Consider the following 25,732-nt stretch of genomic DNA (forward strand, 5'->3'; position numbering starts at 1 on the left):
TTCGAGGCGTGCGTTCTCTTTCGGGAAATCAGTTGCGGAGAGAAAAAAAGACGTTATGCTTTCCCCATGCCCTGAACCTGTTCGAGTTCGACCTCGACGCGGATTCCGGGTGGGAAATCCATCTCGGCAACCTGTCGCGAGACACCGTTGTGGCCGACGATTTCTATCTTCCGCGTGTACACCGTGTAATCCCAACTCCGGAACTGTTGGCCCTCGTCGCCGGAGAGCGTTTTGTACTGCGGTACCCGAATCCGTTCCGGCGGTTCGGAGTGCGGGCCGCGAAGGTCTGCTCCTTTTCGCTCCGCTGTCGAGCGAATTTCCGACACGACTTTGTCCAGTACAGGCCGGTTCCCGCTCTGGAGAAGTATTTTTGTGATGAAGGTCATGGCTGGCTCTGTAGAGTATAGAGATTCACAGTACGTAAAATTCCTGCTTCTGCTTCGTAGCGACTATCTGTGTTTGTTCTGTCTATTCAGAGTTCTCATATATCTTCCTCTTTGGCGTACCGAACGGGAAATGGCCGAAAACGACTGTGTTGGTTCGACATTCCTTTAATGGCCAACCGCATACGATGGCACAATGGCAGTCAAAGCTACGAGCGCGGGTGCCATCCTATTTCGGGATACCCGCGGTCGAAGGGAATACCTCCTCCTTAAAAGCCGTCCCGGCGATTGGGAGTTCCCCAAGGGCGGCGTGGAGGGCGACGAAGAGCTACAGCAAACAGCAATAAGAGAAGTGGAAGAGGAGGCTGGAATCGAAGATTTTCGGCTCCTCGACGGGTTTCGCGACGACTACAGTTACGTCTTCGAAGCGAACGGAACCACGATTCACAAGACGGTGCATCTGTTCATCGCCAAATCGTACGAGGCCAGCGCGGAACTCTCGAACGAACACCGCGACTTGCAATGGCGTGATTACGAACAGGCGATAAACACCATCACGCAGGACGGGCCACGGGACATCCTTCGAGATGCACACGAGTTCCTCGACGATTCCGAGGACAGCTAAAAACGGGAAACGAAACCGATTTTTCAGACTTATCGACGCCGCGCCAGCAGTGCGATTCCCGCGAGCGCAGTCAGTGCAAGACCGATGCCGAAGCCGGGTTGACCGCCGGATTCGGTGTCTTCCGTGGTTCCGTCTTCAGTCGTCGTGGTTTCGCCGGACGAATCGCCGTCTTCAGTTTCGTTGCCGTCCGTCGTCTCGGTCGTTTCGTCACCTTGGACGTTGACGCCACCGTAGGCGATTTTCGGGACGTTCTCGTCAGTGCCCGAGTAAACCGTGATGCCGTACATTCCGGGTTCCAGCGAGTCCATCTCCGTCTCGTTTTTGACGGAGAGGTTGTCGGCGTCGGACTGCGTCGTCAGCGCCGACCCATCGCCGCTTCCTGCTGCCGAGGTGTCGAACAGCAGAACAACGTTCCCGTCGCCGTTACCGTCGGTGACGGTCGCGTTCAGTTTGTAGTCGGCTTGGCCGCCGCCGAGTTGGACGGTCATTCCGTCGAGGTTGCTCAGGCTGAAGTTCATCGTGGCGGTTTCGCCCTGTTGTACGCTGTACATGGAGCGATTGAGCGAGACTGTTCCGTTACCATCTCCTTCCTGTTGGAGGGAAAGAGGGGACTGTACTGCGGGATTCTGGTCGGTGTTCGTCGCGGTTCCGGCAGTGCCTGCGACGGCGGTTCCTGCGAGGAGCGAGACGACCACCAAGGAGGTCAGAGCGTGTCGGATGTTCATAGCTGAAGTAGTATTGCGGTAAAACCGCGTTTGCCCGTCGCGTAACGAGCGGTGCTTGAAATTTCACATCATTAGACAAATATTTTCCGTAATACGTCGGTCGAATCGCTTACCAGCACGGGGGTCGATGGATACGTATGGCCGAACCGGAGTTCACGTTCGAACTGCGAACCTGTCGGTGGGCAGAGCGATGCTGGCCGCCCGAGGGTCGTGAACGGCCGGTGCTCGTCTCTCGACAATTGGGGACGAAACGCAGGCGATGGGATACGGTCGTGGTGGAGGTGGACGCCGATGCGTTCGCCCGACGCGCCCAGTTCGGACGGAAACGACTCGACGGCAATCTGTTGCACGTCGTTCGAAACGCACCGGAGGTGTGGGAGTGGTATCAGGACGCTCTCCCCGACCCCGGCTATCCATGGCGCTATGTGCGAGAAACGATTCACGAGGCGGACGACCGGAGAGTTTTGGACGTTCGAAAACGTGGACGAAAGCTCGAAATCAGACGCCGTTGGGAGTATCCCGACTGGGTTCGGCGCATCGTTGCCATCGAGAACAAACCCGATTTGGATGCCAGCGCGGCGCGAAACCTGCGCCCGCAGATAGAGCGCGACGTTGCCCTCGCACTGGCCGACGAGGTGTGGGTTGCAACACGCGCAACAGGTGATAGAGTCGAACCCGCACTGCTCGAATCCCTACCGGTTGAAGCGGGGATTCTGACGTTTTCGGGCGACGAAAACGACGATTACGGCGGATTCGACGAAAACCAAACGAACGTCGCGTGGTTCCCCCGAACGCTCGACGTTGACGCCCCTGGAACCCGAATCGTGGAGCGTCCGAGCGGCGGAAAGTACGACCAGTCTGCCGCCACATTCGAGTACGTCGAACCAGCGAAAAAACGGAAAAAGCGACTGGAAATCGCGGAACGGGCATACGAACGCGGGTGGCGGTCGTACACCCGAACCATGCGGCCTGACTGCCGATATTTCGAACTTCGACACGAAAACGAGATGCTGCTTCCGCACTGCTCGGCGAAATCGTGTTCACAAACCGCGAGCAAATGTTCCGGGCGCTGTTCCGACTTCGAACCCGAACCTCCCACGTGGCGACAGAAGGAGTGGCCAATCGAGGGTGGCCCCGGAAAGGCGATTCAGCGACTGCTCGACTCCCGTCGGGAGCGATTTCGACCTGACTGACTGTTTCGCAGTCCTCAGCCGGACGCTTCGACCGTAATGTCCTCGCGCGAAACGGCGAGTTTGAACGTCGGGACGGTTCGGTAGACGACTTCGACCACGCCTTTCCGTTTGAGGCTTTGGAGGGCGGAGCGCACGTCGTCAACGTCCGGGTCGATGTCGAACTCTTCGCGGAGGTTGTGGAGCACCGAGACGACACTCTCTGAACGCTCGTCAGGCCCGGGAAGAACGGAAAATGCCTGTTGCTGGAGTTTCGGTACGCGAACCACGCTCGGTGTGTCGCCGTCCTCGTCGGCGACCATTCCGGGTTCCACATCCACGAGGTCGTTCGCCTCAGTCGTCGCGCAGATGTAGCTGTTTTCGTCGCGGTAATAGTACTCTTTTAGTTCGTTTTCCAAATACTGGTGGACTTCGCTCCCGCTTTCCAGCCCCCACCTGTCCTGTAATTCACTGTTTTTCGTCGGTTGCAGTTCGACCAAGTCGGCGAGTCGCTCGCGGGCGTCCTCGGACAGCGTCATTGTGGAGAGGCTATGCGGGCGTGTTATTTCCCAGTTCCGGAGCAGTTTCGGCGAAGACGATGAGTATGGTGTCGGGTGTATCACGGTGGAGACACAAGATTTCGAAGAACGCCGAGGAGACATTCCGGGTGCGACGAACTCGCTTGTGCGGGTGTGGTGTTTGCGGTTGCTAGGCGCAATGGACGCCCTAACTCCATCAGTCGCTCATGGCTTCGCCATTCGCTCCCGCTGTCGTTCGCCCGTTCCCAGCCAAAACCGCAGGGCGGGCGAGTGCGACGCACTCGCTCGCTAAACGATTGGACGTGACTGCTATCGTGTGACGGCAGGACGGGTTTTCGTCCCGAAATTGGCCGGTCGAGTTTGTGTTGGGCAGGCCATCGGCCTGCCCGCCCTGCGGTTTCGGCTGTCCTGAAAACGTACTTCGCCCCGTTCCAGCAGTTCACAGTGCCCGGACATCAATCCGACCACTGTCCACAAACCTCACATCTCCGGAACGATTAACCGAGTTCCGCGAGACATCCCACGCATGCCTGAATGGGATACGGTACGACTCGACTTCGATGACGACGTAGCCACGCTGACGGTTAACCGCCCCGACCGACTCAACGCCCTGAACGTCGAGACACTGCACGCACTGCGGGAGGCGATTTCCGAGGCCGAATCTGAGGACGCCCGCGTGCTCGTCCTCACGGGCGCTGGCGAGAAGGCGTTCATCGCCGGAGCCGACATCAGCCACATGCAAGACCTCTCGGTGGCCGAAGCGCAGGAGTACGCCGAACTGGGCCACGAAATCGCGGACATGCTGGAGTTATTCCCCGCGCCCGTCATCGCGGCGATGAACGGCTACACCTTCGGCGGCGGATGCGAACTCGCCCTCGCCTGTGACTTCCGCGTCGCCAGCGAGGACGCAGTCATCGGCCAAACCGAAATCGACCTCGGCATTATTCCGGGGTGGGGCGGCACCCAGCGACTCACCCGATTGGTCGGCGACGAACTGGCCCGCCGACTCATCTACTTCGGCGAGCGAATCGACGCGCAGGACGCCCACGAAATCGGACTGGTCGGCGAAGTCGTCGCCCACGACCAAATCGACTCCCACGCTTCGGAGATGGCGGCAGACCTCGCAGAACGCCCGGCCTTCGCCCTTCAAGCCGCGAAAGAGGCGCTGAATCAGGCACACGAGGGAACCCAATCCGCAGGCCTGCGCTACGAGCGCCGCCTCTGGAGTTCGCTGTTCGGCACGCACGACCAGCGCGAAGGGATGTCTGCATTCTTGGATGACCGAGAACCGGATTTCGAGTAGAAAAACTAATCCTGGGGCGTCAGGCGCGAATCGGTTTCCGCCTCTCCGTCAGCACCGACCGCCACCGTTTCTTCAACCTGCGTATAGACCAGCACCGCGCCGAGGGCGGCCAGTGTCGCCCCGAACTCGAACGGCATTTCGAAGCCGTATCGAACCAAAAATCCGGACGCCAGCGGGCCGATTGCGGTTCCCAGTCCGAACGCCATTGTCAAAATCGACAGTTGGGTTCCGGACTGACCTTCCCGTGCGAGGTCGCCCGCGAGTGCCAGCGCGGGCGCGAACACCAGCGCGCCTGCGACACCCTGCAAAAGGCGGGCGACGAGCATTTGGATGGAGGTATCGACGAATCCCTGCACGAACGTTGCCGGAACTAAAATCACCATTCCGACGATGATGAACGGGCGTCGTCCGAATCGGTCGCTCGCGCGGCCGACCGGAGCCTGAAGCGCGACCTGCGCGAGAACGAACGCCGCGAACTGGAGACCGAACCACGTTTTTCCTTGGTCCAATCGGTCGTTGATTGTCGGTTCGATGGTCGCCAACAGCGCGATGCTGATGGCCAAAAACAGCGTCGTGAGGCCGAGCGTGAACACGGGGTCGAGGCCACCCTCCGAATCGCGGAGCGAGAGGTCGAACTCTTCGCCAGCACTCGCTTGGGTTTGTTCCGGGTCGCTCACCAGCAGGGTGACGAGCAGATAGCTGACGAACGCGCCGACTGCCGCGAAGTAGAACGCCGCGTCGAAGCCGCTCAGTTGGATTCCTGCGAGGGTGTACGGGCCGCCATCGACGACCGACCCGGCCGCAATCGGGCCGAGACCGAATCCCAGCAGTCGGAAGGTGTTGAAGATACCCATGTTTCCGCCACGGTTGTCGGACGTGGCGAGTTCGTTGACCAACGCGATGGTGCACGGTATCGTGAACGCGACACCAACGCCCTGAAGTGCCCGAATTGCGACAAGCGACAGGTAGCTTCCGGCGAACGCGTAGGCGATATTCGTTGCCGTTAGAATCGCCAGTCCGAGCAGAATAAACAGCTTGCGTTTCCCGGTTCGGTCGGAGATTCGCCCGGCGAAGGGTTGCGTGAAGCTGTTGAGAAAGCCGAACAGCGAGAGAACGATGCCCGTCACCATCGCTTCTGCAAGGCCGAACGTACTACCGGAGACGGTTCCACTTGCGATGTACACCGGGAGGACGACGATAAGGAAGGAGTTGCCGACTGCATCCGCCATCCGCGCCAGCGCCAGCGCTAACACTCGTCTGTCGGTACCAAACATTCGGTTCGAAATACCGGGCCTGCACGCAAGACGATTGTGGTGGTGGCCGTGGTTTCCGACAGTAGCCGTAATAACAGCTAAGACAGTCCACGTTGTTCACTGTTCACATGGCACGTAGCGTCAAGTTCAGTCATCTGGAGTCCGAACTCCAACGGCTGTCCTATCCGGTGTCGCGTGAGGAGGCCACAGAGAAACTGGACGACGTAACCGTTCTGTTCGCGGAGGGGGAGGAGAACCTCGGTAAACTCGTTTCACAGACGGAGCAAGAGGAGTACGATTCTGTAGAAGATATCGATGCAGAAATCAACAACGTCCTGCCACGGGAAGCAGTGGGCGAACCGTACCAGTCGGAAGGCGAGGGCTAAGAAGCACGCCGTTTAAATGGGCGCGTCGGCTATCCCGGGACAACAATGGAGTTCTGTGACGAGTGCGGTTCCATGATGAAAGCCGACGACGGTCTTTGGGTCTGCGGAAGCTGTGGCTACGAAAAGCCCAAAGGCGACGCCAGCGACTACACCATCACCGAAGACCAAGAGGTTAGCGAGATAATCGAGAGCGGCGGCGGCACCAACGGCCTGCCGACCACCAGCGCACAGTGTCCGAACTGTGATAACGACGAAGCCTACTGGTACATGCAACAGATTCGCTCCGCCGACGAGAGCGAAACCCGATTCTTCGTCTGTACCGAGTGCGAACACAAGTGGCGCGAAGACGATCATTAACCACGACCTTTTACGACGGTCGAAAGACAGAGCCAGCGCGATTCGCGCTGGCTCTGTCCGTCTCCCTGTAAAAGCTCGACCAAAAGCACTCCTTCTTCGCTTCGTTTCACTCCGCTCAGTCGTCGGCCCGCTCACTCGTCGCTGGCGCTCCTCGTTCGCGGAGAGTGTGCTGGCCGCTAGTGGATGTGCAGGTTGCTGTTTCTGGCGGTTGTGAATATCCACGAAACTGGCGGTGGTGTAGATTGCTGACTTTCGCGGTTGCGTCGTCTGCCTTCGCTCACTGCGCTCGCTGGCTGAGAAACTGTAACAGAAATCGAAACCGAAGAATTAGACGTTTCGCGCGAACGTCAGATAGCCGGTGTGTCCCACACCCGTCGTCGTCGGGCGCGTGCCTCTGTCGTCGAAATCCATCTCGCGCTGGATGGTTTCCATGGTTCGAATGTTATCCAGATTGGCCTCTCTCGCAGCCATCTCGACATCGCGGGCACTCTCCACGAACGGGGCGTACACGCCGAGCGACCCGCCGTCTGCGAGCAACTCCGGTGTGTGCGCGACGACTTCTGCGGCGTCCGGCGTGTCCAGCGTGAGCACGTCGAACTCGCCGAGTTCGTCCACCTCCTCGGTTATGTCGCCGGTTCTGACATCGACTCGGTCGGCCACGTCGGCCATCTCGATATTTTCGCGGGCGACTTCCGCGAAGTCGGCTTTGCGCTCGAACGTGACGACATCCGCACCGATTCGACCGAGATAGCCCGCGAGGACGCCGGTTCCGGTTCCGGCGTCGAGCACTCGGTCACCCGCCGACACGCCCGTTTCGCCGACGACGAGGCCGATGTCGCGCGGGAGCATTGGCGCGCCGGTTCGTTCGAAATGGTGAAACAGGTCGGGGCCGCGGAGTCTGCGAACTGTAAACTCCTCGTCCAAGTGCGTGAACAGGGTGTCTCCCGGTTCCACGTCTTCCGGAACCGTGAGGACACCGAGGTCTGTTTGTAGCTCCTCGCCGGGGTCGCGCAGATATTCCCGGTCGCCGTGCGTGAGCAGTATCGTCACTCCAGTCGCTCGACCGCCGCCGCGAGGTCGCCATCGACCGCTTCGAGCGCCTCACGGGCTTTGTCCTCGCTTGCACCCGTTCGCTGGGCGACGATTTCAACGTCTGCGTCCGGTATTGCGCCCGCGGACGAATCTGCATCGCCCGACTCGACCGCACCGCTTGCGCCGCCGGTCGCTTCGCGCGACTCGGCGTCGCCGACGATTTGATAGGTCTGCTGACCGCGGGCATCCATCCGGGTGACTTCCGGGTCGCTGAAGACGAGTTCCTCGCCGTCAGCGGTGCGGATGACCACTTCTTCGGCATCGACGTCGTCTACGTCGATACCCATTTGCTTCATCATCTGTTGCATCTTTCGGGGGTTGAGTCCACCGCCGCCTCCTCCAAACATACCCGAATCGTCGGAACGGAGGGCAAAAAACGTGACGCAAACGCGGCGCAGAATCGACCGTTTTCTTCATTCGGGTGACCTCGCCGAATCTACTCGCTCGCGCTGTCCCGCACTTTGACCGCCATTCCGGTCGTGAAATCGAGGATGGCGTCCGCGTCGAGTTCGGCGCGGCCGACCGCGAGCAGGTCGCCGTTTTCGTGGGTCACGAGGACTTCGTCGCCAGCGCGAATGTCGCCGTCGGCCTCGTCCACGAACTTCGCGAAGACGTTCTTCCCGTCGCGGACGAACGGTTCGCTTTCGTCGCCGACAACGACCCTACCCGCGGGGGAGTCGAGGACGTCCGCCAGTCGAGCGCCGCCCGCGAGTCCGAGCGTAAACCGACCGTCGGTCGCGTAGGTGACCAGTCTGGTTCCATCCGCGTGAACCTGCTGTGGGCGTCCGGAGGACGACCGGCGGATTTCTAACTCCTCGTCCCGCGGGAACAACGCGGTGCCAGCACCGGCCCCGAACTGGTAATCCGCCGTGATGCGAAGGGACGGTAGGTCGTCGGCCTCACTACTCTCGTCTTCTTCTGAGGTTTCGGTGACGGCCGTTCGCTCGATTTCCGCGCTCTCGGGGTCGGTTTCGGTCATTGCCCCGGCTTTGTTGTGGCGGGGTGAAAGCCCTTCGACATCCCACTGATTGAATTTGATTGGCATGTCATGGCATATCATTGTTGTTTGGAACCATGGAGCAGTCTATCGGTTTGAGAGTGATTTATTAGGAATGAGTCCGAAAGGCGCGTATGAACTCGAAAGAACTGCTGGGAATCGCGCTTCTCTTCATCGGAAGCGTCGTGATTTTCGCCATTACGTCGATGGCTGGGTCGCTCGTCGGTAACGTCCTCGCCGGTATCGCCACGGTTGCGCTCGCGGCGGGCGCGCTGATGTACGGAACGGCAGAAGACGGTCGCCCGGTTTAAAGCAGAAACGTATCGGTTCGTTCGCTCAAATCGACGAACGTGTCGGCGGCGTCGATGAGTTCTTCCGCGGATGATTCTTGGAACCCCATTACTTCCACGCGCACCCCTTCGTGGCGAAGGTGTGTTGCGAGTCGAGCGAAATCTCCGTCTCCGGTACAGAGGACGACAGTGTCCACTTTCGGCGCGAGGGTAATCGCGTCGAGACAGATGCCGACGTCCCAGTCGGCCTTCTTCGACCCGTCGCCGAACGTCTTTATCGCCTTTATTTTCGTCTCGAATCCAATGTCGGTGAGAGCATCGAAAAAGCGGTCTTCGTCGGGGCTATCGGCCTGAATGACATATGCAATTGCGCGTGTCAAATCGCGTTCCTGCGTCGCCTTCGAGAGGAGAGATGAGTAGTCGATGTTCCGGCTGTAAACACTTTGAGCCGTATGGTAGAGGTTTTGCGCGTCGGCCAACACCGTGACGCGCTGGGCCGGATGAATCTCGGTCATACTTTGGTGTGATAACTACTCGCATAAAGAGGTTCCTGCTTTATCCCCATCAGCTTTCTGGGGTTTCGTGCCACGTAAGCGAGAGGGTGTCGGGGTCGAGTATGTAATATCGCTCCCACGTTGGTGCCACGCTAACGACACGAGTTCCGTCTATGGCCGTCTCCGTGTGCTGGTGATGGTGGCCGATGAGACAGAGGTCTGGGTCGAGTGCGGAAAGCAAATCGTCGATGTACGGACAGCCGACTTCGTACTCCTCGGACACGGGCAGTCCGTGCGGTGCTTCGTGCGTCATCAGCACGTCAACCGATTCTAGCGCCATTGCGCGCTCCACGTCTTCGTGCGTGAAATGCCGTCTTCGCTCACCGACGAGGTTCGCCCGTGGTCGGTCGTACTGGGTCGGCGCGTAATTCCCCGACAGTCCGGCGATTCGAAGCCCATTCAGTTCGACCATGCTGCTGGCCAACAGGGTTGCGTTCCGCACGTCCGAGTTGGAAACCAGTCCGTTCCGGAGCGCAGAAATCGTATCGAAGTCCTCGTTGTTGCCCGCGATGAACCACGTCGGTTTCGGCAAGTCGTAGTACATCAAGTCGCCGAGTTGCAGAGTGACGTCTTGGTTCGCTTCGCGGTAGGCCGCAAAGAGCGCGCGCCGTTTTTCCGGGGTGGCGGCGTGAGCATCTCCGAGGACGAGCATCGACAGTGATTTTTTCCGGAGACATGATAATACCGCCGGATTCAGTTCACCCGGAAAGAACGAGTGCGACGGCGGCGAACGCCAGCAGCCCGATTCCATAAAACAGGACTTTGATGTCTCCGTCCATCGCTTTCGCTTGCGTATCGGCGGGGTCAACGATTGTACTCGAAATTCCCATCGAATCGGCGTTGGTCATCGCAGTACCCATTCGGACGGTTCCGGTTCCGCCGAGCGCGAACAGCAGTGCCACCAATCCGAGGCCGAACAGACAGAGGAGAACCATTCCGGACTGAGTTATGACGTAGGTGAGGGCCACTGTCAAACCGGCGTAGACGAGTGTATATCGAACACCACACCGACCGATGAGGTTCCAATTCATGTCCTGCTATTTGATTAACTGGTGAATAAATATATCTTCGTACCGAGATGGGTGATTTATTTTTACTGACGCTGAAACAGTCTAGCGGCGTCGATAGATACAAAAGTGAAAGAAACAGCATCTGTCGAGTATATTATTTTTTGTTCTATGTATATGCTTGCGATTATAATCGCGGTGTGACGAAAAACTACGCGGGCGGCAATTCGCTCTACGGTATCGACCGCAAGGGTTCGGAAGGGCTGGCCGGCGGCAACGGCGGAACCATCTTCCGGCGAACTAGTCGCGGGTGGCAGGCCGCCGAAACGCCTGTTTCGGTGACGCTGCTCGATGGTCGCAACCGCGGACACGGCGGATTCGGGAAGCGTCACGGTGCTCACCGTCACCATCCGTGGTCACGTCGCCGGCGCGAGCTACCTGACGCTCTCGGTGAACGCGCTCGGCGACGAAGACGGCGACAGTTACGACGTGAGCGGAGTAACCGACGGGTCACTGACGGTCGGAAAAGAGGATTCGGACAACGGTGATGATTCGGATGGCGATCCCGGTGACGGCGACGATTCGGACGGTGACGACGGAAACGCGGATGACGGCGACAGGGAGAAAGACCGCGACGAAAATGGCGGTGGCGATGACGACGAAGATGACTCGGACGACGACAGTGGCGGCGACGACGGTGATTCCGACGACGGAAACAACGATGGAAGCGACGACGGAGACGACGAAGAAGACCTGCTGACGACTGACACCGAACTCCGAGCATCGGAGTTCGGGGTTCGATTTTCCCATTCCGATTTTCCGATTTTTGATTTTGTTTAAAAGGCTGATTGTCAACAGTGGCGACCACATATCTGCCTGCGGCGTAAGGCATAAGTTCCCACGGAAACAGCCCTGTTGTATATGCCATGTGCTGTCGCTCACTCCCTGTTCGCGTATGGGACAAGCGACGGCACAGTCGGAAAACGCAAAAAACGCGTGAACTGAACGGTTCTCGGCGGGATTGGCACACCCGTCGTTTGCCACCTTCGTTTTGCACCGCGCGACCACCGATTTCCGACTCAAAACAATGACGAACACACCGTTCCGCGGGGTCTACCCCGCGATGACCACGCCCTTCGCGGGCGACCACGACCGCATCGATTACGACCAACTCCGTAGCGACGCCCAACGCCTCGAACGCGCTGGCGTCCACGGCCTCGTCCCCGTCGGTTCGACCGGCGAGAGCGCGACCCTGACCCACGACGAACACGCGGAAGTCGTGGAGGCAGTGGTGGAGGCCGTCGATATTCCAGTTATCGCCGGAACCGGAAGCAACGCTACGCACGAAGCACTCGAACTCTCCCGGCGAGCAGAAGACGCCGGGGCCGACGGACTCCTTCTCATCTCGCCGTACTACAACAAGCCCGAACCGGCGGGCATGGAGCGCCATTTCCGAACCATCGCCGACGAGGTGGATCTGCCACAAATCGTCTACAACGTCCCGTCTCGGACGGGCCGAAACATCGACGTAGAGACGACGGTTTCGCTGGCGGAACACGAAAACATCGCGGGCTACAAGGCCGCGAGCGGCGACCTCGGGCAAATCGGCGAAATCATCGAGCGAACCCGCGATGAGGAGTTCTCCGTACTTTCGGGCGACGACGCGCTGACGCTTCCGATGCTGTCGCTCGGCGCGACTGGCACCATCAGCGTGTCCGCGAACGTCGAACCGGAGCGAACATGCGAGTTGGTCGAATCGGCGCTCGATGGCGATTACGGCAGCGCGCAGGAACTCCAGCACGAACTCGGGCCGCTGTTCCGCACGCTGTTTTCCGAGACGAATCCGATTCCGGTCAAGACGGCGATGGAGATTCGGGAGTACGGCCCGAGCGAACTGCGCCCGCCCCTCTCGGCCCTCTCCGAGGAAAACCGTGAAGAGCTAGCCGAGGTTCTGAATCGACTGGAGGAACCAGCATGACGCGCGTTTCGGCCCCCGAAACGCGCGTCCTCGTCTCCGGCGCGACCGGCCGAATGGGACGCCGCGTCATCGAGGAGGCGGCCGCCCGCGACGACGTTCGCGTCGTCGCGGGCGTAAGCCGTGACCTGTCGGGAGAAATTTCCGGAATCCCCGTCGAACCGGCCGGGGAGTTCGGGGTCGTACTCGCCGAGTACGACCCCGATGTACTGGTTGATTTTTCGGTTCCCGAAGCCAGTCGGGAGTTCGTTGCCGACTGCGCCGAAGCGAACGTCGCCTGCGTCGTGGGAACGACCGGATTTGAGGCAGACGAATTTGCAGAAGACGAGTTCGCGGAGGGCGGCGAGGCCGCCCTCCGCGAAGCGAGCGAACAGGTGCCCGTCCTCCACGCGAGCAACTTCTCGCGGGGGATTCAGGCGTTGCTTCGCGCAGTCGAGGGTGCAGTCCGCGATTTACCCGGATACGACGTGGAAATTACGGAGTCTCATCACCGACACAAGCGCGATGCGCCGAGCGGAACCGCGAACGCGATTCTCGACCGAATCGAATCCGCAGGGGAGTTCGGTGGACGAGTGCATGGCCGCGAGGGAGAATCCCTGCGCGAGTCGGGCGAAATCGGCGTCCACGCGCGGCGTGCAGGCGGAATCAGAGGCGAGCACGAACTCCTGCTGGCGAACGAGCACGAGGAACTGCGACTGACCCATCGCGCAGGAAGCAGGGCAGTGTTCGCCGACGGGGCACTCGACGCGGCGGTGTGGCTTGCCGGACGAGGTGCAGGACGGTACGATTTCAGCGAGGTAGTAGCAGAATGAGAAACGACATAGGAGAGCTGTGGCGGCGGTACGAATCGGACGAATTGAATGCAGAAAGCGCCGGAGAGGACGAGTACGAAACTCTCGAAACGTTCCTCGACGCGCTGGAGGCGGGCGAGATTCGCGCCGCCGAAAAGCGCGACGGCGCGTGGGAAGCGAACGAGTGGGTGAAGCAGGGCATTCTGCTGAACTTCGGCCTTCGAAACACCGAGGGCAGAGAGTACGGCGACGTGACCTACTACGACGTGCTTCCACTGCAGGAAACCGACGACCTTCCGGAGCGCGGAACCCGCAACACGCCCGACGGAACCGTGCTCCGTCGTGGCGCGCATATCGGGTCGAGTTGTATCATGATGAGTCCGAGTTTCGTCAACATCGGCGCGTCCGTGGGCGACGGGACGCTGGTCGATTCCTGCAACACGGTCGGCTCCTGCGCCCAAATCGGCGCGAACGTGAAGTTGGGCGCGAACACCCTCATCGGCGGCGTCCTCGAACCCGTCGAAAGCACGCCCGTCATCGTGGAGGACGACGTAACCCTCGGCGCTGGCTGTCGAGTTACCTCGGGATTCGTCGTCGGCGAGGGAAGCATCGTCGGCGAGAACACGCTTCTCACGCCGCGAATCCCCGTCTACGACCTCGTGGACGAAGAAATCCTGTACGGTCACCTTCCCGAAAACCGGCGTGCATTCACCCGATTCGTGGAATCCGGAATCGGCGACCACGACCTGTTCGACGGCGGGGCGTTCAAGCCCGCCGTCGTCGCCCTCGACGTGGAAGACGACACGCTGGAACAAGTCGAACGGGAGGAGGCCCTGCGATGATGGCTGAAAGCGACACTGACAATCCCGATGTACGGCGATTGTCGGACTGGTCTGAAGGGCGACTCGAATCGCTCGCCCAGGAATATGGAACGCCGCTGTACGTCACCGACCTCGGGCGCGTGCGCGAGAACTACCGACGATTCTCCGCCGCGTTTCCGAACGCGGACGTTCACTACGCCGCGAAAGCGAACACCTCACGGGCGGTTCTCAGAACGCTGGAAGCAGAGGATTCGAGCGTCGAATGTGCCTCGGCGGGCGAAGCCGAGCGCGCCGTTGCCGCGGGATTTGAGGGTGAGCGCGTTCACTACACGGCGGTCAATCCGCCCGCGGAAGACCTCGATAGGGCGGTCGAACTCGCCGACGAACATCCCGGCCTGACGATTACCGTCGGCGCGGCAGACACCATCGACCGACTCGCGGAACGCGGCTACGACGGACGGCTCTGTCTTCGGGTCAACCCCGGCGTCGGTGCCGGACACCACGAGAAGGTGCGAACCGGCGCGGACGCGAAATTCGGTGTGCCCTACAAGCGCGCCGCGGAACTGCTCGAATCCGCCGCGAACGACTTCGATGTCGTCGGGATTCACGCCCACGCGGGAAGTGGAATCTCGGGCGATGATTTGAGCAACCATCGGGAACTCGTCTCGCGGATGGGCGAACTGGCGCGAAGTCTCGACATCCCACTCGAATTTGTCGATGTCGGCGGTGGATTCGGCGTTCCGTACCGCCCCGACGAATCGCCGCTCGACCTCGATTCGGTCGCGGCGGCGACTCGGGATGCACTCGGGAACATCGACGCGACGCTCGTCGTGGAACCCGGTCGGTATCTCGTTGCCGATGCTGGTGTCCTGTTGACCCGGATCAACACGGTCAAAGAAACGCCGGAAATCACTGTTCTCGGCGTCGATGCTGGAATGACGACGCTCGCCCGGCCTGCACTGTACGACGCCTATCACCACGTCCGGAATCTTTCTTCGGACGCCCCTGAAATCGAAACGACCATCGCCGGGCCGATTTGCGAAAGTTCGGACACCTTCGGCGAACACACGGTTGCCGACCCGGAACGCGACGACCTGCTGGCAATCGGCAACGCCGGAGCATACGGCTACGAAATGGCGAGCCAGTACAACTCTCGTCCACGGCCCGCAGTCGTCGTGGTCGATGGCGACCGCAGTGCGGTCGCGCATCGACGCGAAACGCTGAGTGATGTACTCGCGACCGAACAGGAGGTAAACTGGCGATGAACGTGTCGTTCGAGAAGTACCACGGAACCGGCAACGACTTCGTCATCGTAGACGCGAGCGTCTGCGTTCCCGACCGCGCAGGCTTCGCGCGCGAAGCCTGCGACCGGGCCGAGGGAATCGGTGCAGACGGCGTTCTCTTCCTCGCCCTCGAACCAAACTACCGGCCGCCGAGGGTCATCATGACGCTCGTACAACCCGACGGAAGCACCGCGGAGATGTGCGGCAACGGCGCTCGCTGTGCCGCGATGTGGGCCGCGGAACGGGCGGACGCCGACGAGGTTATGATAGACACCCTCGCCGGAACGCGATACGCGAGCGTCCACGACGACGGGGCGACCATCGAGATGGGCGCGCCCGACTTCTCGCCGGATGGCGTTTCGCTCGCGCAGGACGAACCGCTCGTGCAGGCGGAAATCGGCGGCTACGACGTGACGGCCGTAAACACGGGCGTCCCCCACGCCGTCGTCTTCGTGGACGACGTGGATTCGGTCGACATCGACCGGGATGCACCGCCGATTCGCCACCACGAACTGTTCCCGGAGGGCGCGAACGTCACCTTCGCATCCCCCCGCGAGGGCGGATTCGACCAGCGAACCTTCGAGCGCGGCGTCGAAGGCGAAACCCAATCCTGTGGAACCGGCGCGGTTGCAATCGCGGCGGTTGCCCGGCGACTCGGGATGACTGACGAGGAACTGATTTCGGTGTCGCCACCCGGCGGTGACCTCGAAGTCGCGCTCGGCGAACGATACGCCACGCTGTCCGGCCCGGTCGAAACCGAGTTCGAGGGACGGGTTCGAATCTCCACGGCGGGCCGACTCGATTTGGAAGCATGAGCGAGTTCGACCCAATCGCGTTTCTGGAACGCGCAGTGCAGACCCCGTCGCACGAATCGGTCGGAGAAATGCGCGACTTGCTCGTGAAGACGCTCGAATCGGCAGGCGTGGCGGCCTCCGTGGACGACGCGGGAAACGTTCTCGCGGAGCAAGGTGGTGAAAATGGCGGCCCGCACGTCGTGTTAAATACGCACATCGACACGGTTCCGCCGCACGTCCCATTTTCCCGCGACGGCGACCGAATTTTGGGTCGCGGTTCCTGCGACGCGAAAGGGCCGCTCGCGGCGTTTCTCGCGGCTTTCCTCGCCGTGGAACCCGACCGCGGAAAACTAACTCTCGCAATCACGCCCGACGAGGAAACCGACTCCGCGGGCGCGGCGGCGCTTTCCATCGACGCCGATGCCGTCATCGTCGGCGAACCGACCGGACTCGACGTGTGCAACGCCGGGAGAGGACGATTTCAGGGCACGGTGACGCTTCACGGCGAAAACGCTCACGCCGCACATCCCGAGGCGGGTGTCAATGCTATCGCAGGCCTGTCGCCCGTGCTGGCCGCGCTTTCGACGTTCGACACGCGCGACCCGCATCCGGAACTCGGACTGCCGACGCTCACCCCGACGACGATAGAAGGCGGAACTGCGACCAATCAGATTCCCGCCGAATCCTCGTTCGTCATCGACCGACGGAGCGTTCCCCCGGAAGGTGCGGATGAGTTTCGAGCGTTGCTCGAAACTCATCTGCGAAATTCTGCGCCTGAGGGAATCGAGGTTGACGTTTCGCTCGCGGAGCGAGACACGCCGTTTCTGGAAGCGTTCTCTACGCCCGCGGATTCCGACCTCGTGGAAACACTACGGAAAGCGAGCGGTGGCGAGGTGCGGCCGTTCGGTGCGGCGACGGAGGCATCCTATTTTGCACAGATTGCACCAACAGTCGTGTTCGGGCCGGGCGTCCTCTCGGACGGCGAGGGTGCAGTCGCACACGGCCCGCGAGAGTACGTGAACGAAAACGAGGTGACGGCGGCGGAAGACGCCGTCACTGAGACGTTACGTCGATTCCTCGATTAGTATTCGTCATGTACACGACGAGGAAGCCGCCCAGTGCGCTCAGTCCGGCCGTGTAGACGAGCGACAGCACGCCAAACAGTAGGAGGAACACCACGAATCCGCCGGGTGCGCTTCCGAGGAAGAGGATGCTCATGACGAAGAATCCGAACAGTGCCATCGGAATCGTCGCGATGACGCCGGAAATCGCCCCGATTCTGACGCTGGAATCGGCGTCCGCCTCGCTTAGATAGGCCGCGGCGGCCCCGCCGAGAATCGGCGAAAACGGAATGAAGGAAGTGACGAGGGTTACGACTGCGCCGATGAGCGCGTTGACCATCGTATTATCATTTTCCATACATTGTCTGTTGGGTGGCAGGGGAGATAAATACCGATGAAAGTGACTGATTGGAATCAGGTCCCCTCCCTGGCGGTTGCAATCGCCAGTGGCCAATTCACGAATTGAGTTGAACGGGTTGATTACTCGAAGGCGTGCAAAATTCCGTCGTATGATGTGACGTACAGCGTGGACTCGGCAACGGCCAGATGTGTTGTCGGGGCGTCCAGCATGTGATTCCACAGCGTTTCGCCCGTCTTTGCATCCAGCGCGAGGAGTCTACTTTCTCTCCCGATTTCCTCGTGAAGGGGCACGTACAGCACCTTATCAGCGAGTACCGGCTGAATATGCCAACTGCCGAATCCATCCACGGTTCTCTGCCAGCGAACTTCTCCGTCCTCGGCGTCGTGGGCGGTGATTTTCGCGTCGAACCGACCACGGACGTATCCGGCCTCCCGAACCTTCTCGACGAAGACGCCCGTTTTCTCGAAGACGACACCATCGCCGACCACCGGCGTCGTGGAGATAGTTCCAGCAGGCCGCGACCAAGCCACCTTCCCGCCCGAAGTGAGTGCGAACAGTCGCGGTTGCTTTGGATTCACATCCGGGTGCCATTCCCCGGACATGGCGGCGTACACGTACCGCGAACCGACTGCTGGCGGCGTTCTAATGATTCCATCCGGGTCGTGTGTCCACTGTTTTTTCGGCGGATGGCTCAAGACGGATGCAAGCGGGTCTTGCTTGCGGCTCCGGGCGATACAACCGTCCCAACCCGTTGGGATGTAGACTGCATCCGCGACGGAGGGTTGCGTGGGATACGGCTGAACCGTTTTCGTCTCCCACTGTCGGTTTCCGTTCTGTCTGTCGAGCGCGACCAGTTTTGGGTCACTCGGCGCGTACACGGTCGAACCGCCGATTGTCGGCGCAAGACCGCGTCTGCTTCCCGTTTTCTGTTTCCATTTCCGATTTCCGTCCGTATCGAACGCCGAAATTGAACTCGTCTCGGACGATTTGTCCCACGTTGCGACGAACAGGGTTTCGTCGGCGAATCCGGTACCGTAGTAGGCATCTTCACCCACCGACTCCCAAACGACGGAGCCGTCGCTGAGGTCGTGGGCCGAAAACGTTTCGCCGCCCACGTACACACGGTCGCCAATGATGGCGGGAGATGGCGTTAGCGCGTAGCCTCTAAACTCCTCTCGGAGGTCGTGGGTGCGAACCCGCCAGCGTTCCGTAGGTGACGATTTCGGCCCCGACGCATGGGAATTGTACCCCGTGTTCTTCGAATCGTGCGCAAACAGTGGCCAGTCGGCGCTGTCGCTCTGGGTCGAAAGCGACTGACTGCCGAGCGAGGCACATCCGGTGAACGCCGTCGCACCGCAGACGGCGAGAAACGCGCGCCGACTTGATTCCGTCATCACCCGAAGAACACGTCAACGACGTCGCTTCCGCGATCTCGAACGTTCTTGTACAGTTCGGAGTAGCCGCAGTTTTCGCAGGAAACGACGCTGAACTTTTTCGTCTGAATGTCGAACATCTTGCTTAATCCGCCACCTGTCGTCGAAATCGAGTCCGTGGAGGCGTCTGTGTGGCCGCATTTCGGGCATCCGGAGGAGTCATCAGGGTTCATGATGTGGCCCTGTGTGACGCAGTGGTAAATACTTCGTGTTCGACATGTGGGCGAGATTTATTACGGCTCGCTTCGAACTGGGCGATATGAGTTCCTCCTACTCACGCAAACAGTCCGCCCCGCTCGGCATCAAAATTCTCGCTATCCTCGCCGCTATTTTTGCGGTTTTCGGCATCCTCGGCGGTTTCGGGACGATGGCCAGTTCGCCATTCGGAATCATCTTCGGTCCGTTTAGTATTCTCCTTTCGGTCGCACAACTCGTGGTTGCGTGGGGACTCTTGACGCTGAAACCGTGGGCGTGGACGCTGACGCTGATAGTGTTCGGCATTGACCTGCTGGTCGCCTGTCTCAACCTGCTCCTCGGAAACTTCGGAGCCATCTTCGGAATTGTGGTCAGCGGCCTCCTACTGGCCTACGTCTACAGCAAGCGCGACTACTACCGCTGAAAATCTCGAATTTTCACGAACTCGATTGTTCGGCCCGTTCTTTGACTCCTAAGAGCATCTTTCGCTCCATCACGAAATGTGCCGGTTCCCAGAACAGGTGGTCAACCACCGCGCCGCCGAGGGTTCGCTCGCCGGAGCGCATTCGAACGACGAACCGCGTCGTCGTCTCGTCAACAGGATGGAGGACGAACGCCCACGTCCATCGCGGCGGGGTGGTCGGCGGACACAGCACGATTGCCCGACCGGGGTCGAGAACCGCGACTTCGGGGACTGAATTGGGGGACTGTACCGCGTACTCCTCCGGGGCGAGTCGAACGGTATCCCCGACTTCGAGGGTCTGCTGTTCGGGCAAAATCCGGTCAGCGTTGTGGATGTCCGCTCCGACGAGGTTCTCCAACCAGTCGTAGCTGTAGAACCCGCCGCGTCCCTGTCCGAGTTGCACCAGCCACGGCCACACGTCCTCGACCGACGCGCCGATGGTGATGGCGTGGGTCGCCTCCACTCGGGGCGAGCGAATGATTCCGTCACCCGGAAGTGGCCCTTCCGCTTCTTCGTCGGTCGCTCCCCAGCGGAGGTGCCACGGACGGACGAGGAACCAGTACGCGAGCGCGGCGGGTGCCGCGCTCGCCGCAAGAATTCGGCGACGGATTCGCTTCGGCATAGAAACCGAACACGCCACGAAACGACTTAACGATAGGTGCAGGCTCAGTCGAGGTCGTCAACGAGTTCGTCGGCGATTCCTGTGTAGCCTGCTGGCGTCAGGGCGTGCAGTTCCTTTCGCACATCTTCGTTCACGTCTAACTCGTCGAACAAATCACGGAAATCGGCCAACGTGACGCGTTTTCCGCGGGTCAGGGCTTTGACGCGCTCGTAGGCGTCCTCGTGGCCCTCCCGGCGCAGAATCGTCTGGACTGCCTCGCCGATAATTTCCGGCGTCGATTCGAGTTCTTCGCGCATGACCTCCTCGTTGGGGACGACCTTGTCGAGGCCGTCCTGCGCCTTCGTGTAACCGAGGAGGCAGTAGGCAAACGAGGCCCCGATGTTTCGCTTGACGGTCGAATCCGAGAGGTCACGCTGGAGGCGCGAGGTGGTGATGTAGTCGCCCAAGAAGGTCAAATCGGAGTTGGCCTTCGAGAGGTTGCCTTCGCTGTTTTCGAAGTCGATTGGGTTCACCTTGTGCGGCATGGTCGAACTGCCGGTTTCGCCCTCGGTTGCGACCTGTCCCAGATATCGGTCGCTGACGTAGAGCCACGCGTCGCGGTCTAAATCGAGCAGGACGTTGTTCGCCCCGCGGAGCGCGTCGAACAGTTCCGCGAGGTCGTCGCAGGGGTTGACCTGCGTGGCGAGTGCGGTGTGTTCGAGTCCGAGGTTCCCCACGAACTCACGGGAAAACTCGCGCCACTCCACGTCGGGATAGGCGGAAACGTGGGCGGCGTAGGTGCCACTGGCCCCCGCGAGTTTGCCCGAAATCGAGTCGGTCGCACCCTCGATTCGTCCCATCGCTCGACCGAGGCGGGCCGCGTAGACGGCCATCTCCTTGCCGAACGTGGTCGGAGTCGCGGGTTGACCGTGAGTTCGAGCGAGCATCGGGACGTCCCGATGCTCGCGGGCCATCTCCGAGAGTTCGTCGCGGACGGTGGCGAGTTCCGGGAGGAGAATGTCCTCGACTGCGGGTTTGACCAGCAAGCGGTGGGCGAGGTTGTTCACGTCCTCGCTGGTCAGGGCGAAGTGAATCCACGAGGAGAGGCCCGACAAGTCGTCGGGAAGTGAGTGACGAACGAAATACTCGACCGCCTTCACGTCGTGTCTGGTCGCGGAGTATCCGGCGTATCCCTCGGTTTCGAGGGCTTTGACGATTCCTGCGTCTTCCTCATCGAAGTCCTCGTACAGGCCGCGGAGGAAATCGCGGTCGTCGGCCGCGATTTCGAACGGCGTCGCCTCTAAGTCGGCCAGCGCGATGAGATACTCGACTTCGACTTGCACACGGGCGCGCATGAGCGCGGCCTCGCTCGCGTACTCGCGGAGCGGTGCGGTTCGACCGGCGTATCGCCCGTCCAACGGCGAAACGGCGTACAGGGAATCCATACCTGTGCCTGCCGGGGCGTTCGGCAAAAGCGTGTCGGTACGGTGGCACACAGATGTGCATACAACGAGGGGTAATCGCATTTTTCGCACCGAAAATATCCACAAACTCGCATACATTTCGGCAATAGACCGCAACTACTTTGCCCACACCGGTCGGTCTTCCCACCATGACACAGATTGCGGGTATGGCCGGGAACCGTGGTCGAAACCTGCTGCACATCGCCGACCTCGCACCGGGTGGGGCGGAACTGGCGGTCGTGCTGACCGACAGCGCGGACGCGCCGGTTTTGGAAGCAGCCGAGAAACGCGGTATCCCGACAGAGGTCGTCGAACTGGACGAGGGCGAATCCCGCGAAGCACACGAGAAGAGAGTGCTCGACGCACTGACCGACTACGAGTTCGACCTCGTCTGTCTCGACGGCTACATGCGAATCCTGACCGGGGAGTTTTTAGACGAAACCCCGACGACGCTCAACGTCCATCCATCCTTGCTTCCCTCCTTCCCCGGCATGGACGCGTGGGGAGACGCCCTCGACGCGGGCGTGAGCCTCACCGGATGCACGGTTCACGTCGTCACCGAGGCGGCCGACGAGGAGGGCAAAGTAGACCCGAAAAGGGTCGATAGCGGCCCAATCGTCACGCAGGAACCGATTCCGGTTTATGAGGGAGATACGAAGGAATCACTGAAAGAGCGCGTCCTCTATCAGGGCGAGTTCAAAGCCTACCCCCGCGCAGTGCGCTGGTTCGCCGAAGGAAATGCGGAAGTCGATTTTGCTGCCAACACGGTTCACGTCGAAGGCGACGAGGACGACGCGCTTCCAGCTCGGAAAGTGGACACCGCAGACCGCGCCGCCGACTTGCGATACGGAGAAAATCCGCATCAGGACGCCGCGCTGTACGCCGACACGACCTGCGAGGAGGCCAGCGTCGTTCACGCAGACCAGTTGAACGAGGGCGCGAAGGCGCTTTCGTACAACAACTACAACGACGCCGACGGCGCGCTGAACCTCGTAAAGGAGTTCGACCGCCCCGCCTGTGCGGTCATCAAACACACCAATCCCGCAGGCTGTGCAACCGCCGACTCGCTCGCAGAGGCCTACGACCGCGCGCTCCGAACCGACGCGAAGAGCGCCTTCGGCGGCATCGTCGCCCTCAATCGAGAGTGTGACGACGAAACGGCGACACAAATCGTGGACTCGTTCAAGGAAGTCGTCGTCGCACCGGGCTACACCGACGACGCGTTGGAAACGCTCTGCGAGAAAAAGAACTTGCGAGTCCTCGAAGTCGGCGACCTCGGAACTATCTCCGAAACCCACACCGAAAAAGACCTCGTCGGTGGCCGACTCGTGCAGGAGCGAGACATGCAGAACCCAACTCGGGACGACCTCGAAATCGTCACCGACCGCGAACCCACGGACGAACAACTCGACTCCATGCTCTTTGCGTGGCAGACCATCAAGCACGTCAAATCCAACGCTATTCTGTTCGCCGAGGGCACGGAAACCGTCGGCGTCGGTGCAGGACAAGTCAGCCGCGTGGATGCAGTCGAAATCGCGAAGATGAAAGCCGAGCGCGATGCGGAGGGCAAGGACGCCGAGGGTGCCGTGATGGCGAGTGATGCATTCTTCCCGTTCCCGGACGCTATCGAGGAGGCCGCGGAGGCCGGAATTGAGGCCGTCATCCAACCCGGCGGCTCGGTCAACGACGACGACGTAATCGAGGCCGCTAACGAACACGGTATGGCGATGGTGTTCACGGGGAGTCGGTGTTTCAGGCACGATTGAACGGAGTGAAATTGTGCCTGAATCCAGCGAGTCGCAGCGCCCGGGGGGCGACCGTCTCGCCCGGTTTTAGACAGGACTGAACGCTAGTGAGGAAGTCGTGGAACGTCGAAGACTCGCTTCGCTCGCCTTCTCGTGTCAGTACCGAATCGGAACCCAAAAACTCGAAACCAGCTAACGGAACGTTTCAGCTGTCGAGACCGTCGTTCGGGAAACACTCCCCGAGGTCGTGAATCATGTCGATAGTTTCGGCCTTCGTCTCGTCGTCCAAGTCGTCCAGCGTTTTGATTTCGTCTAACGCGTCCTGAAGTAGTGGAAGACTCAGTCGCTGGTCTAAGTGGGCGACAGGAAGATAGAGGTCCTCGAACGACTCCGGCGGAATTTCGGACGTCGAGAGGAGGAAGTAGTCGTCAATGTCCGCCATGTCGTCCATCGGGAAATCTCCCTCGCTATAGGGCGTGTCTGGCGATTCCTTCGTCGCACCGCGAATCGAGGGAACGTGTAGCGTGTACTCCGGCATTACGTTCCAATCGTCGGCCGAAGTGTGGTTAATCTTTGTTGCCGATTGAAAGGAATGAGCAGTTCGACACAACGGATTTTCGTCCTCTCCTCTACAATCCATCCACGAACTCCCCAACTGCGCGATTGAACTCGTCCGGTTGCTCCAACGTGGGAACGTGGCCGCTCTCTTCGAACAGTTCGAACTCAGTGTTCGGAATGCGGCCTGCCACGTCCTCCACGGCGGCGACGGTTCGCCATTTCTCGTCTGCGCCAGCGCAGACGAGGGTGGGTACGTCGATGTCAGGAAGGACGTTTCGGTAGTCGCGCATCGCGTAATCGAACAGAATCGCGCTCTTGACCGGCGGGGGTGAGCGCGAAACTTCGTCGAAAACCAACCGCCGAACGTCTTCCGACGGCGGTTTCTTGAACGTCTGCTGGATGAGGCCATCAACGAGGGCCAAGTGGTTGGTTTGCACCAGTTCGAGCGTCTCGGTCAGTCTGTCGAGGTCGGTGTTTCCGTGTTCGAAATCGTCCCACTGGAACGGCGAGGCGGACATGTCCACGACGACGAGGCCGCGAATCCCATCCGTCCCGAACTGGTCGATATACTCCCACGCAACCAGCGCGCCCATCGACCAGCCGACGAGAACCACGTCATCCAGTTCTCGCTGGTCGAGGAACGCCCGCAAATCGCGGGCGTACTGCGGAACCGTGTGTCCCGTCTCCGTCTTCTCCGACCGACCGTGGCCCCGGTAGTCGAGCGCAATCGTCTGGAAGTCGTCTGAAAGGTTGGCCATCTGTGGCACGAAAAATCGAATCCCGGTCGTGACCCCCGGAAGCAAGACGATTGTCGTTCCCTCCCCCTGTTCTTCGAAATAGAGCGTTGCTCCGTTGCACTGTTCGTCGGGCATCGGAACCTCACTCAACTCGCACGGGCAAAGCTATCGCGGCCAAGTAACTTTGCGTGGAATCGGTCACACAGAGAATGGCTTAAAGTACGACCCCGACCAACATCCGGACGATGGGACTACTCGGAAACTCCAAGGTCAAGGCCCTGCTTGCCGGGTTCATCCTCTCGTTAGTCCTGCTCGTCGGCATCGCCGCACTCGGACTGTTAGCCGCGCTGTCGGCACTCGGCAATCCGGAGTACGCCAACACGCCCCTCCTCATCATCTTCCTCGACGCCGCCGCCGTCTACATCGTGGCGTTTCTGCTCGACGCGCTGTTTGCGGGACTGCTGTTCGTCGGGTTGGTCGTCGCCGCAGTCCGAAATGCGTCCATGCCGCGAAACGACCGCCTCGCGGGACTCGTCCGACGGGCGGAGCGACTGCATCCACACGCCAGTTCGCTCGGCCTGTCGGAGCGCGTCGAACCGACGACGCAGGACAGGATGGACGAATTGAAAGAACAGTACGTGGCGGGAGAAATCGGCGAAGCCGAGTTCGAGCGGCGGATGAAACGGCTCGTGGACGACGACGTGAGCGACGAGGAAGTAAGACGCGAGCGCAGGCGAACCGAACGCGAGTACGAGTACTGAAAGACAGCAA

Annotated in this window: 33 protein-coding genes; 16 read left to right on the top strand and 17 right to left on the bottom strand. The window is 60.5% G+C overall.

From position 1 onward, the window contains the following. Window positions 1–53: 53 nt before the first annotated feature. A complete protein-coding gene (locus tag BW974_RS01990) occupies window positions 54–386 on the bottom strand; it encodes an uS10/mL48 family ribosomal protein (RefSeq protein WP_076427523.1) in 333 nt (110 codons plus the stop codon). A 193-nt stretch (window positions 387–579) separates the two neighbouring features. Between BW974_RS01990 and BW974_RS01995 the strand changes: the two genes are divergently transcribed. Then, complete coding sequence (locus tag BW974_RS01995; RefSeq protein ID WP_076427525.1) at window positions 580–1,008, top strand: bis(5'-nucleosyl)-tetraphosphatase; 429 nt, start codon at window positions 580–582, stop codon at window positions 1,006–1,008. Between the two features lie 29 nt (window positions 1,009–1,037). Here the strand turns inward: BW974_RS01995 and BW974_RS02000 are convergent, their stop codons facing one another. Continuing rightward, window positions 1,038–1,733: a DUF7827 domain-containing protein gene (locus BW974_RS02000; protein ID WP_076427526.1), complete on the bottom strand. Its 696-nt coding sequence runs from the start codon at window positions 1,731–1,733 to the stop codon at window positions 1,038–1,040. Window positions 1,734–1,870: 137 nt separating this feature from the next. Here BW974_RS02000 and BW974_RS02005 point away from each other — a divergent pair, with 137 nt between their 5' ends. Beyond that, window positions 1,871–2,926, top strand: a complete 1,056-nt coding sequence (locus BW974_RS02005) for a DUF5787 family protein (protein WP_076427528.1) — start codon at window positions 1,871–1,873, stop codon at window positions 2,924–2,926. A 14-nt stretch (window positions 2,927–2,940) separates the two neighbouring features. Here BW974_RS02005 and BW974_RS02010 read toward each other — a convergent pair whose 3' ends face one another. Then, window positions 2,941–3,441 carry a DUF5797 family protein gene (locus BW974_RS02010; protein WP_076427530.1) on the bottom strand — a complete coding sequence of 167 codons (501 nt, stop codon included), beginning with the start codon at window positions 3,439–3,441 and terminating at the stop codon, window positions 2,941–2,943. Window positions 3,442–3,967: 526 nt separating this feature from the next. Between BW974_RS02010 and BW974_RS02015 the strand changes: the two genes are divergently transcribed. Next, on the top strand, window positions 3,968–4,744 hold the full coding sequence (locus BW974_RS02015) for an enoyl-CoA hydratase/isomerase family protein (RefSeq protein ID WP_076427531.1): 777 nt from the start codon (window positions 3,968–3,970) through the stop codon (window positions 4,742–4,744). Window positions 4,745–4,749: 5 nt separating this feature from the next. Here BW974_RS02015 and BW974_RS02020 read toward each other — a convergent pair whose 3' ends face one another. Continuing rightward, window positions 4,750–6,018 carry an MFS transporter gene (locus BW974_RS02020; RefSeq protein WP_076427533.1) on the bottom strand — a complete coding sequence of 423 codons (1,269 nt, stop codon included), beginning with the start codon at window positions 6,016–6,018 and terminating at the stop codon, window positions 4,750–4,752. 107 nt (window positions 6,019–6,125) lie between these two features. On the opposite strand from BW974_RS02020, the gene BW974_RS02025 reads away from it, so the two are divergent. Together BW974_RS02025 and BW974_RS02030 are read left to right on the top strand one after the other, a co-directional pair. Beyond that, on the top strand, window positions 6,126–6,383 hold the full coding sequence (locus tag BW974_RS02025; RefSeq protein WP_076427534.1) for a DUF5789 family protein: 258 nt from the start codon (window positions 6,126–6,128) through the stop codon (window positions 6,381–6,383). A gap of 45 nt (window positions 6,384–6,428) precedes the next feature. Then, window positions 6,429–6,740: a transcription factor S gene (locus BW974_RS02030; RefSeq protein WP_076427536.1), complete on the top strand. Its 312-nt coding sequence runs from the start codon at window positions 6,429–6,431 to the stop codon at window positions 6,738–6,740. A gap of 327 nt (window positions 6,741–7,067) precedes the next feature. Here BW974_RS02030 and BW974_RS02035 read toward each other — a convergent pair whose 3' ends face one another. From BW974_RS02035 to BW974_RS02045, 3 genes are all read right to left on the bottom strand, one after another. After that, on the bottom strand, window positions 7,068–7,790 hold the full coding sequence (locus BW974_RS02035; RefSeq protein ID WP_139328804.1) for a methyltransferase domain-containing protein: 723 nt from the start codon (window positions 7,788–7,790) through the stop codon (window positions 7,068–7,070). After that, a complete protein-coding gene (locus BW974_RS02040) occupies window positions 7,787–8,179 on the bottom strand; it encodes a nascent polypeptide-associated complex protein (RefSeq protein ID WP_076427537.1) in 393 nt (130 codons plus the stop codon). Before BW974_RS02040 ends, BW974_RS02035 begins: the two co-directional genes overlap by 4 nt. 89 nt (window positions 8,180–8,268) lie before the next feature. Next, window positions 8,269–8,811: a PUA domain-containing protein gene (locus tag BW974_RS02045; RefSeq protein WP_084186176.1), complete on the bottom strand. Its 543-nt coding sequence runs from the start codon at window positions 8,809–8,811 to the stop codon at window positions 8,269–8,271. Between the two features lie 152 nt (window positions 8,812–8,963). Here BW974_RS02045 and BW974_RS25295 point away from each other — a divergent pair, with 152 nt between their 5' ends. Beyond that, window positions 8,964–9,140, top strand: coding sequence for a hypothetical protein (locus BW974_RS25295; RefSeq protein WP_175609609.1), 177 nt, complete (start codon window positions 8,964–8,966; stop codon window positions 9,138–9,140). On the opposite strand, the gene BW974_RS02050 is transcribed toward BW974_RS25295, so the two are convergent. From BW974_RS02050 to BW974_RS02060, 3 genes are read right to left on the bottom strand one after another with little or no spacing between them, the layout of a single operon-like run. Continuing rightward, complete coding sequence (locus tag BW974_RS02050; RefSeq protein ID WP_049971545.1) at window positions 9,137–9,634, bottom strand: LabA-like NYN domain-containing protein; 498 nt, start codon at window positions 9,632–9,634, stop codon at window positions 9,137–9,139. The two genes, BW974_RS25295 and BW974_RS02050, sit on opposite strands and share 4 nt — an antisense overlap. Before the next feature lie 49 nt (window positions 9,635–9,683). Continuing rightward, window positions 9,684–10,325, bottom strand: coding sequence for a metallophosphoesterase family protein (locus BW974_RS02055; protein WP_076427539.1), 642 nt, complete (start codon window positions 10,323–10,325; stop codon window positions 9,684–9,686). Between the two features lie 46 nt (window positions 10,326–10,371). Further along, on the bottom strand, window positions 10,372–10,704 hold the full coding sequence (locus BW974_RS02060) for a DUF8070 family membrane protein (RefSeq protein WP_076427541.1): 333 nt from the start codon (window positions 10,702–10,704) through the stop codon (window positions 10,372–10,374). A 327-nt stretch (window positions 10,705–11,031) separates the two neighbouring features. Here BW974_RS02060 and BW974_RS02065 point away from each other — a divergent pair, with 327 nt between their 5' ends. The 7 genes from BW974_RS02065 (at window position 11,032) to BW974_RS02095 (ending at window position 17,429) form a co-directional block, all read left to right on the top strand. Continuing rightward, entirely contained in the window at window positions 11,032–11,520 is a 489-nt protein-coding gene (locus BW974_RS02065; RefSeq protein ID WP_076427543.1) for a hypothetical protein, read from the top strand. A gap of 247 nt (window positions 11,521–11,767) precedes the next feature. Beyond that, on the top strand, window positions 11,768–12,658 hold the full coding sequence (gene dapA, locus BW974_RS02070; protein ID WP_076430193.1) for a 4-hydroxy-tetrahydrodipicolinate synthase: 891 nt from the start codon (window positions 11,768–11,770) through the stop codon (window positions 12,656–12,658). Further along, window positions 12,655–13,467, top strand: a complete 813-nt coding sequence (gene dapB / locus BW974_RS02075; RefSeq protein WP_076427545.1) for a 4-hydroxy-tetrahydrodipicolinate reductase — start codon at window positions 12,655–12,657, stop codon at window positions 13,465–13,467. Before dapA ends, dapB begins: the two co-directional genes overlap by 4 nt. Continuing rightward, entirely contained in the window at window positions 13,464–14,288 is an 825-nt protein-coding gene (locus BW974_RS02080; RefSeq protein WP_076427547.1) for a 2,3,4,5-tetrahydropyridine-2,6-dicarboxylate N-succinyltransferase, read from the top strand. The genes dapB and BW974_RS02080 overlap by 4 nt, the downstream gene beginning before the upstream one ends. Continuing rightward, a complete protein-coding gene (gene lysA / locus BW974_RS02085; protein ID WP_076427550.1) occupies window positions 14,285–15,532 on the top strand; it encodes a diaminopimelate decarboxylase in 1,248 nt (415 codons plus the stop codon). Before BW974_RS02080 ends, lysA begins: the two co-directional genes overlap by 4 nt. Then, entirely contained in the window at window positions 15,529–16,365 is an 837-nt protein-coding gene (dapF, locus tag BW974_RS02090; RefSeq protein ID WP_076427552.1) for a diaminopimelate epimerase, read from the top strand. Before lysA ends, dapF begins: the two co-directional genes overlap by 4 nt. Then, on the top strand, window positions 16,362–17,429 hold the full coding sequence (locus tag BW974_RS02095; RefSeq protein WP_076427554.1) for a M20 family metallopeptidase: 1,068 nt from the start codon (window positions 16,362–16,364) through the stop codon (window positions 17,427–17,429). The genes dapF and BW974_RS02095 overlap by 4 nt, the downstream gene beginning before the upstream one ends. On the opposite strand, the gene BW974_RS02100 is transcribed toward BW974_RS02095, so the two are convergent. The 3 genes from BW974_RS02100 to BW974_RS02110 all read right to left on the bottom strand — a co-directional run bounded on the left by BW974_RS02100 (window position 17,398) and on the right by BW974_RS02110 (window position 19,372). Next, entirely contained in the window at window positions 17,398–17,763 is a 366-nt protein-coding gene (locus BW974_RS02100; RefSeq protein ID WP_076427556.1) for a DUF5518 domain-containing protein, read from the bottom strand. The genes BW974_RS02095 and BW974_RS02100 overlap by 32 nt on opposite strands. 122 nt (window positions 17,764–17,885) lie before the next feature. Further along, window positions 17,886–19,160, bottom strand: a complete 1,275-nt coding sequence (locus tag BW974_RS02105; RefSeq protein WP_076427558.1) for an outer membrane protein assembly factor BamB family protein — start codon at window positions 19,158–19,160, stop codon at window positions 17,886–17,888. Continuing rightward, window positions 19,160–19,372, bottom strand: a complete 213-nt coding sequence (locus BW974_RS02110) for a zinc ribbon domain-containing protein (RefSeq protein ID WP_076427560.1) — start codon at window positions 19,370–19,372, stop codon at window positions 19,160–19,162. Before BW974_RS02110 ends, BW974_RS02105 begins: the two co-directional genes overlap by 1 nt. An 86-nt stretch (window positions 19,373–19,458) precedes the next feature. On the opposite strand from BW974_RS02110, the gene BW974_RS02115 reads away from it, so the two are divergent. Continuing rightward, window positions 19,459–19,818, top strand: coding sequence for a hypothetical protein (locus tag BW974_RS02115; RefSeq protein ID WP_076427562.1), 360 nt, complete (start codon window positions 19,459–19,461; stop codon window positions 19,816–19,818). A 13-nt stretch (window positions 19,819–19,831) separates the two neighbouring features. Here the strand turns inward: BW974_RS02115 and BW974_RS02120 are convergent, their stop codons facing one another. Beyond that, window positions 19,832–20,479, bottom strand: coding sequence for a hypothetical protein (locus BW974_RS02120; protein WP_076427564.1), 648 nt, complete (start codon window positions 20,477–20,479; stop codon window positions 19,832–19,834). A 44-nt stretch (window positions 20,480–20,523) separates the two neighbouring features. Continuing rightward, complete coding sequence (gene purB / locus BW974_RS02125; RefSeq protein ID WP_076427566.1) at window positions 20,524–21,903, bottom strand: adenylosuccinate lyase; 1,380 nt, start codon at window positions 21,901–21,903, stop codon at window positions 20,524–20,526. Window positions 21,904–22,070: 167 nt separating this feature from the next. Between purB and purH the strand changes: the two genes are divergently transcribed. Next, the gene (gene purH / locus BW974_RS02130; protein WP_076427568.1) at window positions 22,071–23,687 is read left to right on the top strand and encodes a bifunctional phosphoribosylaminoimidazolecarboxamide formyltransferase/IMP cyclohydrolase; all 1,617 of its coding nucleotides are present in this window, start codon (window positions 22,071–22,073) and stop codon (window positions 23,685–23,687) included. 184 nt (window positions 23,688–23,871) lie between these two features. Here purH and BW974_RS02135 read toward each other — a convergent pair whose 3' ends face one another. Together BW974_RS02135 and BW974_RS02140 are read right to left on the bottom strand one after the other, a co-directional pair. After that, entirely contained in the window at window positions 23,872–24,204 is a 333-nt protein-coding gene (locus tag BW974_RS02135; protein WP_076427570.1) for a hypothetical protein, read from the bottom strand. Between the two features lie 91 nt (window positions 24,205–24,295). Next, window positions 24,296–25,096 (bottom strand): alpha/beta fold hydrolase, encoded by an 801-nt coding sequence (locus tag BW974_RS02140; RefSeq protein WP_076427572.1) that lies wholly within the window; start codon window positions 25,094–25,096, stop codon window positions 24,296–24,298. Window positions 25,097–25,206: 110 nt separating this feature from the next. Here BW974_RS02140 and BW974_RS02145 point away from each other — a divergent pair, with 110 nt between their 5' ends. After that, window positions 25,207–25,722, top strand: coding sequence for an SHOCT domain-containing protein (locus BW974_RS02145; protein WP_076427574.1), 516 nt, complete (start codon window positions 25,207–25,209; stop codon window positions 25,720–25,722). The last annotated feature ends 10 nt before the right edge of the window (window positions 25,723–25,732 follow it).

Origin of the sequence: Haladaptatus litoreus (genome assembly GCF_900156425.1) — an archaeon.
In the GTDB taxonomy this organism is placed as follows: domain Archaea; phylum Halobacteriota; class Halobacteria; order Halobacteriales; family Haladaptataceae; genus Haladaptatus; species Haladaptatus litoreus.

Bases quoted from the DNA above. Each gene is read 5' to 3' on its own strand.
- BW974_RS01995 (WP_076427525.1), top strand. From the start codon at position 580: ATGGCAGTCAAAGCTACGAGCGCGGGTGCCATCCTATTTCGGGATACC.
- BW974_RS02055 (WP_076427539.1), bottom strand. From the start codon at position 10,325: ATGCTCGTCCTCGGAGATGCTCACGCCGCCACCCCGGAAAAACGGCGC.
- dapB (WP_076427545.1), top strand. From the start codon at position 12,655: ATGACGCGCGTTTCGGCCCCCGAAACGCGCGTCCTCGTCTCCGGCGCG.
- BW974_RS02020 (WP_076427533.1), bottom strand. From the start codon at position 6,018: ATGTTTGGTACCGACAGACGAGTGTTAGCGCTGGCGCTGGCGCGGATG.
- BW974_RS02115 (WP_076427562.1), top strand. From the start codon at position 19,459: ATGAGTTCCTCCTACTCACGCAAACAGTCCGCCCCGCTCGGCATCAAA.
- BW974_RS02140 (WP_076427572.1), bottom strand. From the start codon at position 25,096: ATGCCCGACGAACAGTGCAACGGAGCAACGCTCTATTTCGAAGAACAG.
- dapA (WP_076430193.1), top strand. From the start codon at position 11,768: ATGACGAACACACCGTTCCGCGGGGTCTACCCCGCGATGACCACGCCC.
- BW974_RS02135 (WP_076427570.1), bottom strand. From the start codon at position 24,204: ATGCCGGAGTACACGCTACACGTTCCCTCGATTCGCGGTGCGACGAAG.
- purB (WP_076427566.1), bottom strand. From the start codon at position 21,903: ATGGATTCCCTGTACGCCGTTTCGCCGTTGGACGGGCGATACGCCGGT.
- BW974_RS02095 (WP_076427554.1), top strand. From the start codon at position 16,362: ATGAGCGAGTTCGACCCAATCGCGTTTCTGGAACGCGCAGTGCAGACC.
- BW974_RS02010 (WP_076427530.1), bottom strand. From the start codon at position 3,441: ATGACGCTGTCCGAGGACGCCCGCGAGCGACTCGCCGACTTGGTCGAA.
- BW974_RS02110 (WP_076427560.1), bottom strand. From the start codon at position 19,372: ATGAACCCTGATGACTCCTCCGGATGCCCGAAATGCGGCCACACAGAC.
- lysA (WP_076427550.1), top strand. From the start codon at position 14,285: ATGATGGCTGAAAGCGACACTGACAATCCCGATGTACGGCGATTGTCG.
- BW974_RS02120 (WP_076427564.1), bottom strand. From the start codon at position 20,479: ATGCCGAAGCGAATCCGTCGCCGAATTCTTGCGGCGAGCGCGGCACCC.
- BW974_RS02005 (WP_076427528.1), top strand. From the start codon at position 1,871: ATGGCCGAACCGGAGTTCACGTTCGAACTGCGAACCTGTCGGTGGGCA.
- BW974_RS02040 (WP_076427537.1), bottom strand. From the start codon at position 8,179: ATGTTTGGAGGAGGCGGCGGTGGACTCAACCCCCGAAAGATGCAACAG.
- BW974_RS02045 (WP_084186176.1), bottom strand. From the start codon at position 8,811: ATGACCGAAACCGACCCCGAGAGCGCGGAAATCGAGCGAACGGCCGTC.
- BW974_RS02065 (WP_076427543.1), top strand. From the start codon at position 11,032: ATGGTCGCAACCGCGGACACGGCGGATTCGGGAAGCGTCACGGTGCTC.
- BW974_RS01990 (WP_076427523.1), bottom strand. From the start codon at position 386: ATGACCTTCATCACAAAAATACTTCTCCAGAGCGGGAACCGGCCTGTA.
- dapF (WP_076427552.1), top strand. From the start codon at position 15,529: ATGAACGTGTCGTTCGAGAAGTACCACGGAACCGGCAACGACTTCGTC.
- BW974_RS02030 (WP_076427536.1), top strand. From the start codon at position 6,429: ATGGAGTTCTGTGACGAGTGCGGTTCCATGATGAAAGCCGACGACGGT.
- BW974_RS02080 (WP_076427547.1), top strand. From the start codon at position 13,464: ATGAGAAACGACATAGGAGAGCTGTGGCGGCGGTACGAATCGGACGAA.
- BW974_RS02105 (WP_076427558.1), bottom strand. From the start codon at position 19,160: ATGACGGAATCAAGTCGGCGCGCGTTTCTCGCCGTCTGCGGTGCGACG.
- BW974_RS25295 (WP_175609609.1), top strand. From the start codon at position 8,964: ATGAACTCGAAAGAACTGCTGGGAATCGCGCTTCTCTTCATCGGAAGC.
- BW974_RS02000 (WP_076427526.1), bottom strand. From the start codon at position 1,733: ATGAACATCCGACACGCTCTGACCTCCTTGGTGGTCGTCTCGCTCCTC.
- BW974_RS02025 (WP_076427534.1), top strand. From the start codon at position 6,126: ATGGCACGTAGCGTCAAGTTCAGTCATCTGGAGTCCGAACTCCAACGG.
- BW974_RS02015 (WP_076427531.1), top strand. From the start codon at position 3,968: ATGCCTGAATGGGATACGGTACGACTCGACTTCGATGACGACGTAGCC.
- BW974_RS02145 (WP_076427574.1), top strand. From the start codon at position 25,207: ATGGGACTACTCGGAAACTCCAAGGTCAAGGCCCTGCTTGCCGGGTTC.
- purH (WP_076427568.1), top strand. From the start codon at position 22,071: ATGACACAGATTGCGGGTATGGCCGGGAACCGTGGTCGAAACCTGCTG.
- BW974_RS02050 (WP_049971545.1), bottom strand. From the start codon at position 9,634: ATGACCGAGATTCATCCGGCCCAGCGCGTCACGGTGTTGGCCGACGCG.
- BW974_RS02060 (WP_076427541.1), bottom strand. From the start codon at position 10,704: ATGAATTGGAACCTCATCGGTCGGTGTGGTGTTCGATATACACTCGTC.
- BW974_RS02100 (WP_076427556.1), bottom strand. From the start codon at position 17,763: ATGGAAAATGATAATACGATGGTCAACGCGCTCATCGGCGCAGTCGTA.